This is a genomic window from Micromonospora sp. D75, assembly GCF_018070405.1.
Lineage (GTDB): Bacteria > Actinomycetota > Actinomycetes > Mycobacteriales > Micromonosporaceae > Micromonospora > Micromonospora chalcea.
The window spans coordinates 1-4,940 of sequence record NZ_JAGPXV010000454.1; the positions used below are offsets into that span (position 1 = coordinate 1).

The following is a 4,940-nucleotide window of genomic DNA, read 5'->3' on the forward strand; positions in this document are numbered from 1 at the left end:
CCACCCCCCCGTGGCCGTGCCGGCCGCCTGCTGCTCGCCGCCGCGCGCGGCGCGGCGGCCGGCACGGTTGCCGTCGCGGCTGCCACCACCACCGCCGCACCCGCCCGCGCCGCCGTCGTACTCAACGACAGCGAGGTGACCGCCAACCTCTGGGAATGGAACTGGACCTCGGTCGCCGCCGCCTGCACCGACCACCTCGGACCGGCCGGCTACGGCGCGGTGCAGGTGGCACCGCCGCAGGAGTCGGTGAAGCTGCCCGCCAGCGCCGACGGTGCCTACCCGTGGTACGAGGTGTACCAGCCGGTGTCGTACAAGCTGGACAGCCGGTTCGGCAACCGCCAGCAGTTCGCCGCGATGGTCACCGCCTGCCACAACGCCGGTGTGCGCGTCTACGTCGACGCGGTGGTCAACCACATGGCCGGCACCAACAACCCGGCCGGTACGCGCGGCTACGCCGGCACCGAGTTCTCCGGCTACAGCTACCCGGCCGTGCCGTACGGCGACGGCGACTTCCACCGCCCCGGCGACAACTGCCCGACCGGCGGCGCCATCAACGACTGGAACAACGAGGCCCAGGTGACCAGCTGTGAGCTGCTGTCGCTGTCGGACCTGTACACCGAGAAGGAAGCGGTCCGGAACAAGATCGCCGCGTACCTCAACGACCTGATCGGGCTCGGCGTCGACGGCTTCCGGGTCGACGCGGTCAAGCACATCCGCAAGGACGACTTCGCGGCCATCCTCGGCAAGCTGAACAACACGGTCGTCGAGGGCCGGCGCCCGTATGTCGCGCAGGAGATCTTCGACGGGGCGAGCAACTCCGCGCTGCAGGCCCGTGCGTACATCGCCAACGGCGACGTGCTCGACTTCGCGTACGCCAAGGGCATCCGCTCGGCCTTCCAGGGCTCCATCTCGGCGCTGGCCAACGTGCCGAACTGGAACCTCGACGCGCCCGGCGCCAACGTCTTCGCCATGGTCACCAACCACGACCTGGAGCGCGACGGCGTGGTGCTGTCGTACAAGAACGGCACCGACTACGTGCTGGCCAACTACTTCGCACTGGCCTACCCGCACGGCAAGCCGTCGGTCTACGACAGCTTCACCTGGTCCAACCGCAACCAGTCCCCGCCGCACGACGGCACCGGACGGGTCACCGACACGGTCTGCGGCGCCGCCTGGACCTGCCTGAGCCGCACCACCGGCGTCAAGGGCATGGTCGGCTGGGCCAACGCCGCCCGCCCGGTGAAGACCGTCTCGGACTTCACCACGGTGAACAGCAACGTGATCGGCTTCCACCGGGGCGACCGGGCGTGGATCGGCATCAACGACTCCGGCTCCGCCACCACCGCCACCTTCACCACCGGGCTCGCCGACGGCCGGTACTGCGACGTCATCTCCGGCGTCGCCACCGGCAGCGGCTGCACCGGCTCCACGGTGACCGTGTCCGGCGGCCGGGCCACCGTGACCCTCCCGGCCAACGACGCGGTCGCGATCCACGTGAACGCCCGGCCGGGCGCGAGCCCGTCCCCGTCGGCCTCCCCGACCGTGTCGCCCACCGTGTCGCCCTCGCCGACCGTGTCCCCCACGGTGAGCCCGGGTGACCGGATCGCCACCACGTTCACCGTCACCGCGAACCTGGCCGCCGGGCAGGACGTCCGCGTCGTCGGCAGCATCTCCGCGCTCGGGTCGTGGACGCCCGCGAGCGGCGTCAAGCTCACCGCGCAGGGCGGCGGCGTCTACCGTGCCACCGTCGACCTGCCCCGGTCCACCGCGGTGGAGTACAAGTTCGTCAAGCTGACCGCCGCCGGCGCGGTCACCTGGGAGTCCGGCGCCAACCGGACGCTCACCACGCCGGCCACCGGCACGTACGCGGTGACCGAGACGTTCCGCGGTGACACGGTCTCCACGGCTGTGGCCACCACGTTCTCCGTCACCGCGACCACCGCCTACGGGCAGAACGTGTTCGTCGTCGGCAACATACCGGCGCTCGGCGGCTGGAACCCGGCCGCCGCCGTCGCGCTCTCCTCGGCCGCGTACCCGGTCTGGCGGGCCACCGTCGACCTGCCCGCGAACACCGCTGTCGAGTACAAGTACGTCAAGAAGAACCCGGACGGGACGGTGACCTGGGAGTCCGGCGCGAACCGGACGCTCACCACGCCGGCCGGCGGCACCCGGGCCGTCACCGACACCTGGCGCTGACGATCGTGCGGCCCGTCCCCCTCACCCCTGGGGACGGGCCGCATCCGCGCCGGTCAGACCGCCGCGAACGACCAGACCTGGGCCGGGTTGCCGAACCCGGTGCAGCGGTAGATCTGGACCGTCGCGCCGTCGGCGTCCGATCCACTCCGCACGTCCATGCACCGGCCACCGACCTGCGACTTGATCTGGTGCACCCCCGCGAACGAGTTCGGGTCGACCGTCCACTTCATGCTCGACGTGCCGGTGCAGGCCCACTGCTGCAACGGCGTGCCGTCGGCGTTCACCCCGTTGCGGACGTCCACGCACATGCCGCTGAACTGGTTGACGAACGTGTAGGTGTCCCTGCCCACCGGCGACCAGCGCTGCACGGCCTGGCCGTCGCAGGTGCGCTGCACGACCCGGCCGCCGAGCGACGACGGGGCGCCGGACCGGTCCACCTCCAGGCACTTGCCGCTGCCGTAGTTGACGATGGCGTAGTGGCCGCTGGCGGCCTGTGCCGGCGGGCCGTACGCCACCCCGAACCCGGCGGCGAGCAGTCCCGCCGCCAGCACCCCGGCCGCTCTCTTCCCGATCATGGTGTCTCCCCTCGGAGTCGTGTCGTCGTCCCGGATCCGCCGGTGGTCACCGGCCGGACGACTGGGGAAGACGCTAGGGAGCCACGACGGCACCCGGATCCGGGTTCCTCCTAGTCGACGAGGCCGCGCGGGCACCCTGTCGGGTTCGCGTCGCGCCCGCCCGGACGGACCACACCGGCGGCTAGCGTGCGGTCATGGGCAGCGGTCCGGCGCCGGCCGGTGCCGTCGGCACGGCCACGGACACCGGTGATGACGCCCTGCTCGGGCGCGCCGACGAGTGCCGGCGGCTCGGCGCGCTGCTGGCCGACGCGGTCGACGGTCACGGCGGCGCCCTGGTGCTGCGCGGTGCGGCAGGCGTGGGCAAGACGGCGCTGCTGCAGCACTGTGCCGCCCGGTCCACCGGGATGCGGGTGCTGCACGCCACCGGCGCGCCGTTCGAGGCGGACCTGCCGTTCTCCGCGCTGCACCAACTGGCGCGGCCACTGCTGCACCGGCTCGGCGATCTGCCCGCGCAGCAGGCCGACGCGCTGCGTACCGTATTCGCCATCGACGGCAGTTCCCGTCCGGTCAACCGGCTCGCCGCGTACGTGGCGACGCTGAGCCTGCTCACGACGGCGGCCGAGGACACGCCGGTGCTCTGCCTGGTCGACGACGCGCACTGGATCGACCCGGCCTCCGCCGAGGCGTTGCTGTTCACCGCCCGGCGGCTGCTCGCGGACCGGGTCGCCGTCGTCTTCGCGGCCCGCGACGCCCCCGCGTTCCCCGCGCCCGGCCTGCCGGAGCTGCCGCTGACCGGTCTGGCACGCGACGACGCGATCCGGCTCGCCATGCGCGCCGGCCTGGACCGCCGGGTCGCCGCCGACCTGGCGGCGGCCACCGCCGGCAACCCGCTCGCGCTGACCGAGCTGCCGGCGACGCTGTCCGAGGAGCACCGCAACGGGTGGCTGCCGCTGCGGGAGCCTCTCGTGCTCGTCGAACGCATCGAGACGACCGTCCTGGCGCACGCCCGCGGGCTGCCCGACGACACCTGGCGTGCGCTCGTCGCCTGCGCGGTCACCGAGGTCACCACCCCGGCGCTGCTGGAGCGGATCCTGATGGCGGACGGGCTGCGCCTGGGCGTGCTGGACCCGGCGGTCGACGCCGGGCTGATCCGGGTGACCGACCGTGAGGTGACGTTCCGCCACCCGCTGACCCGCGCCGCGGTGCACTCGGTCGCCGGCCCCGGCCGGCGGCGGGCCGCCCACCTGGCGGTGGCCGCCGCGCTCACCGGCGACGACACCGCCGACCGCCGGGCCTGGCATCTCGCGGCCGCCACCACCGTGCCCGACGAGGGCGTCGCCGCGTTGCTGGCCGACTCCGCCGAGCGGGCGCAACGCCGGGGCGGCGTGGTGGCCGAGGCCCGCGCCTACGAACGGTCCGCCCGTCTCACCCCGGACCCGGACGTACGCGCGTCCCGGCTCGCCGCCGCGTCGCGCGCCTGGGCCAACGCCGGCGCGAGCCGGCACGCGATCACGCTGGGGGAGGAGGCGATCGGACTGACCCGGCGCGTCGACCTGCGCTGCCGGGTCAAGCCGTTGCTCGCCCACCTGGCGCAGCAGCACGGTGACACGGCGGGCGCCGAGGCGTACCTGGCCGACGCGCAGGCGTACGCGCAAGCGGATCCGCTCGGCGCGGCCCGGCTGATGAGCGCCCGCGTCAACCAGTTCTGGGCGCGGCTGGACGTCACCGGCATGGTGCCGCTGTGCGCGCGGGTGGCCGAGCTGGCCGCCGCGGACGCGGGCGCGACCTGGCCGAAGGGCCCGATCCGGCTGGCCGCGGCACAGGTGCTGGCCGGGCTGCCCGAAGGGGTCGCGTCGGCCCGTGCCCTGGTCGCCGCCTGCGCCGGCCACGCCGACGGCTCGGCGGCGGAGCTGGCCGAGGTGTTCTGCTGGCTCGGGGACCACGACACCGCGCGGGCGCTGCTGGAACCGGAGATCGACCGGGCCCGCGCCGCCGACGACGTGTTCCTGCTGGCGTACGCCCTGCCCCGGCTCGCCGGGCTGGAGTGGCGCACCGGCCGGCTGCACGCGGCGTACCAGGCCGCCGCCGAGGCGGTCCGGATCGCCGAGCAGGTGGCGCTTCCGGTGCTGCGGGCGGTGGCGCTGGCCGCGCTGGCCCTGGTGGAGGCGC

General features: G+C 74.2%; 3 protein-coding genes. 2 read left to right on the forward strand and 1 reads right to left on the reverse strand.

Annotation, left to right across the window (positions count from 1 at the left end; all coding sequences use genetic code 11):
* Positions 1–2,196 (forward strand): carbohydrate-binding module family 20 domain-containing protein (locus KBX39_RS22950; protein ID WP_247660474.1); only part of this gene is annotated, 2,196 nt, incomplete at its 5' end.
* Positions 2,197–2,249: 53 nt separating this feature from the next.
* On the opposite strand, the gene KBX39_RS22955 is transcribed toward KBX39_RS22950, so the two are convergent.
* The gene (locus tag KBX39_RS22955; protein WP_043323284.1) at positions 2,250–2,771 is read right to left on the reverse strand and encodes an RICIN domain-containing protein; all 522 of its coding nucleotides are present in this window, start codon (positions 2,769–2,771) and stop codon (positions 2,250–2,252) included.
* Between the two features lie 194 nt (positions 2,772–2,965).
* On the opposite strand from KBX39_RS22955, the gene KBX39_RS22960 reads away from it, so the two are divergent.
* Positions 2,966–4,940 (forward strand): AAA family ATPase (locus tag KBX39_RS22960; RefSeq protein WP_210872448.1); only part of this gene is annotated, 1,975 nt, incomplete at its 3' end.